The sequence below is a fragment of the Thermus sp. genome (assembly GCF_056332225.1).
In genome coordinates this window covers 12172-15617 of record NZ_JBWGQW010000036.1, presented here as the reverse complement: position 1 = coordinate 15617, position 3446 = coordinate 12172, and the positions used below count along the sequence as shown (strand labels likewise).

5 protein-coding genes are annotated in these 3446 nt (G+C 68.3%); 3 read left to right on the top strand and 2 right to left on the bottom strand.

The window, feature by feature from the left end; genetic code table 11:
* Window positions 1-312, top strand: a 312-nt coding sequence (locus AC01Y6_RS07485) for an EVE domain-containing protein (protein WP_476670950.1), incomplete at its 5' end; no start/stop codon positions are given.
* Here AC01Y6_RS07485 and pilC read toward each other — a convergent pair.
* The gene (pilC, locus tag AC01Y6_RS07480; protein WP_347240581.1) at window positions 287-1507 is read right to left on the bottom strand and encodes a type IV pilus assembly protein PilC; all 1221 of its coding nucleotides are present in this window, start codon (window positions 1505-1507) and stop codon (window positions 287-289) included. The genes AC01Y6_RS07485 and pilC overlap by 26 nt on opposite strands.
* On the opposite strand from pilC, the gene AC01Y6_RS07475 reads away from it, so the two are divergent.
* Both AC01Y6_RS07475 and scpB read left to right on the top strand, forming a co-directional pair.
* A complete protein-coding gene (locus AC01Y6_RS07475) occupies window positions 1506-2093 on the top strand; it encodes an L-threonylcarbamoyladenylate synthase (RefSeq protein ID WP_347240582.1) in 588 nt (195 codons plus the stop codon). The two genes, pilC and AC01Y6_RS07475, sit on opposite strands and share 2 nt — an antisense overlap.
* Before the next feature lie 3 nt (window positions 2094-2096).
* Entirely contained in the window at window positions 2097-2627 is a 531-nt protein-coding gene (gene scpB, locus AC01Y6_RS07470; protein WP_476670948.1) for an SMC-Scp complex subunit ScpB, read from the top strand.
* Here the strand turns inward: scpB and AC01Y6_RS07465 are convergent.
* The coding region (locus AC01Y6_RS07465) for a PIG-L deacetylase family protein (protein ID WP_476670947.1) at window positions 2574-3446 on the bottom strand (873 nt) is incomplete at its 5' end. The two genes, scpB and AC01Y6_RS07465, sit on opposite strands and share 54 nt — an antisense overlap.

Sequence of the window (3446 nt, the reverse complement as noted above, 5' to 3'; positions counted from 1 at the left end):
TTCTTCTACCACTCCAGCGCCACCCCCCCGGGGATCGCCGGGCTCTGCCAGGTGGTGCGGACCCTCCTCCCCGACCCCAGCCAGTTTGACCCGGAAAGCCCCTACCACGACCCCAAGGCCACCCCGGAGAAGCCCCGCTGGTACACGGTGGAGGTGGCCTTCGTGGAGAAGTGGCCCCTCCTTCCCCTCCAAGAGCTCAAGGCCCTCTTTCCCAAGGACCACCCCCTGGTAAAGAGGGGAAACCGGCTTTCCGTGATGCCGGTCCCCCCGGAGGTGGCGGAGGCCCTTATTGCGCGGAGAGGCTCCCGATGATCTTGAAGAGGGGCAGGAACATCCCGGCCACGATCATCCCCACGATGACGCCCAGGAAGATGATCATGAGGGGCTCAATGGCCGCGGTGAGGCTCGCCACCGCCTCGTCCACCTCCCGCTCGTAGAAGTCGGCGATCTTGTTGAGCATGGTGTCCAAGGCCCCCGTCTCCTCGCCGATGGCCACCATGGAGCTCACCATGGGGGGAAAGACGAAGGGGTGCTGGGCCAGGGTGAGGTTCAAGGGGTCGCCCTGCTGGATCTTCAGCTTGGCCTGCTCCACGATCTCCTCCACCACGCTGTTGCCCGCCGTCCCCTTGGTGATGTCCAAGGACTCCACGATGTTCACGCCGCTAGAGAGGAGGAGGGCCAGGGTGCGGGAGAAGCGGGCCACGGCGGTCTTGCGGTTGAGGTTGCCGAACACCGGCATCCTGAGCTTGATGCGGTCAATGACCTTCCGCCCCTGGGGGGTGCCGTAGTACCAGCGGTAGGCGAAGAAGAGGCCCACGGCGAGGGGGAGAAGGAGCAGGGTGGCCGCCCGCAAGAAGTTGGAGAGGGCGATGAGGAAGCGGGTGAGGAGGGGGAGCTCCGAGCCCAAGTCGGTGAGGATCTGGGCGAACTGGGGCACGATGCCCGTGAGGAGGAAGTAGGCCACGCCCACGGCGAAGACGAAGACGATGACCGGGTAGGTCATGGCGCTCTGGATCTTGCCCCTGAGCTCCAGCTCCTTCTCCAGGAAGCTCGCCAGGCGGTCCAGGATGGCGTCCAGGCCGCCCGAGGTCTCCCCCGCCCGCACCAGGTTCACGTAGAGGCGGGAGAAAAGCTTGTGCTTGGCGAGGGCGTCGGAGAAGGCCGTGCCCCCTTCTATGTCGGCGCGCACCTGCTTGAGGATCTCCCGGAACTTCTTGTTCTCGGTTTGCCGCTCCAGGATGGCCAGGGACTGGAGGAAGGTGAGGCCCGCCCCCAGCATGGTGGCAAGCTGCCGGGAAAAGATGGTGAGGTCCTTGAGGCCCGGGCCCCGCTCCAAAGCGGGGAGGCGCACCTCGGCCCTCAGGCCCCGCCCAGGCTCCTTGATCTCGGCCACGAAGAGGCCCCGGTCGCGGAGGAGCCTCGCGGCGGTGCGGAGGTCCTCGGCCTCAATGGTGGCCTCCACCAGACGGCCCTGGCGGTCCCGGGCCTTATACTGATAGACCGGCATGGAAGCAGTATACCAGGAGGCCTTGGGCAAAGCGGCGGAGACCCTCAAGGGAGGGGGCTTGGTGGCCTTTCCCACGGACACGGTCTGGGGAGTGCTCGCCCTCATGGAGGACGAGGCCGCCTGCAAAAGGATCTACGAGGTCAAGGGTAGGCCCGAGGAGAAGCCCCTCCAGGTGCTGGTGGCGGACCTGGAAAGCGCCCTGAGGCTTGCCGACCTCGAGCCCTTGGAGGAGAAGTTCTTGCGCCTGGCGGAGGCCTTCTGGCCCGGGGGGCTCACCGTGGTGGTCCCGGGGAAGGGCATCCCCCCCTGGATCAGCAAGGACGGCTCCGTGGGCCTCAGGATGCCGGATCACGCCCTCCTGCGGGAGCTCCTCCGCCGCGTGGGGGGGCACGCCGCCGCCACGAGCCTAAACCAAAGCGGCGAGCCCCCGGTGAGAAGCGAGGCCGAGGCCCGGGCCTTCGCCGTGGACTTCGTCTTCCCGGGGGAGGCGGGAGGGCTGGCCTCCAGCGTGGTGGACCTGCGCACGGGGGAGGTCCTGCGGGAAGGGGCGGTCCCCAAGGAGGCCCTTCTCGCCTACCTCCGGTAGGCCATGGAGGAAGCCCCGAGCCTCAAAACCCTCCTCCTCGCCGTCCTCTTCGCCGCGGGGAGGCCCGTGGCCCTCAAGGAGCTTAGGGCCCTAGGCCACCCCGAGGAAGCCATCCTCCGCGCCCTCAAGGCCCTGGAGAAGGACCTCGAGGCCGGCCACCTGGGCGTGGCCCTGGAGCGGGTGGCGGGGGGGTGGCGGCTCGTGGTCCACCCCCAGGCCTTGGATGCGGTGGAGCGCGTCCTCAAACCCTCCCCGCCCAGGCTCTCCCGGGCGGCCCTCGAGGTCCTGGCCCTCATCGCCTACCACCAGCCCGTGACCCGGGCGGAGCTTGAGGCCATGCGGGGCAAAAGCGCCGAAGGGATCCTGGAAAGCCTCCTGGAACGGGGGCTCATCCGGGTGGTGGGAGAGAAGGAGGCTCCCGGCCGCCCCAAGCTCTACGGCACCACGGAGCGCTTCCTGGAGGTCTTCGGCCTGGAAAGCCTAGAGGACCTCCCGCCCCTCGAGGGCGGCCCACCCCTCCTCCTCCGCGGCTAAGGCCTCCTTAGCGGGAACGGGAAGGGGGCTGAAAAGCTCGTTGCGGCGGACGAAGGCGAGGAGGAAGCGCGAGAGAAGCCGCATCTGGCTTTTGTGGGCGCGGATGGCCTTTTCCTTGAGGCGCACCTCTTCCTGGGTGAGGGGAAAGCGCCGCCACGGAAGCCCCCTCCCCCTGGGCGGGGGGTAGAGGGGAAGCTTGGGGTGGAGGCCCTTGGGCAGGGGGTACTGGTAGCCCCCGTGGATGAGGTAGTACTCCAGGCGGCCCTCGAGGCCCAAAAAGGCCGCCGCTTGCATGCCGAAGTAGGCCGTGGCCTGGTGGTCCCGGTGGGCGTCTAAGGGGCTTGGCAGGAGGATCCAGGTGGGCCTAAGGCGCTCCAGAAGCTCCACCAAGGTGGCCTCCAGCGCCTTCCCCGTGTAGGGAAGCCCAAGGCGGTAGCACCCCGGGTAGGCCACGGCCTTGAGGCCCGTGTAGGGGCTCTCGTAGGGGAGGTAGTAGTGGGTGGTGAAGAGGGCGAAGAGGCCCTGGTCCGGGAAGCCCAGAAAATGGGCGCTCTCCCGGGGAAGGCCTAAGGCCTCGAGGCCCCGCCAGGCCTCCACCATCCGCCTCAGGGCCAGGCGGCGCATGGCCTCCTGGGAAGGCAGGGGGCTCCCCGCCGCCAGGTCAAAGGCGTCCCCCGAGGTGAGGTAGACCACGCTCACCCTTCCTCCTTTCTCCCAAACCCGGCGCATAAGCCCCCCTGCCGCCAACACCTCATCGTCGGGATGGGGGGCGAGCACGAGGAGGTGCTCCCTTTCCCCAGGCCCCGGAAAGAGGGGCAG

Excerpts from the sequence above, each read along its gene's own strand:
- pilC (WP_347240581.1), bottom strand. The coding sequence starts at position 1,507 with ATGCCGGTCTATCAGTATAAGGCCCGGGACCGCCAGGGCCGTCTGGTG.
- scpB (WP_476670948.1), top strand. The coding sequence starts at position 2,097 with ATGGAGGAAGCCCCGAGCCTCAAAACCCTCCTCCTCGCCGTCCTCTTC.
- AC01Y6_RS07475 (WP_347240582.1), top strand. The coding sequence starts at position 1,506 with ATGGAAGCAGTATACCAGGAGGCCTTGGGCAAAGCGGCGGAGACCCTC.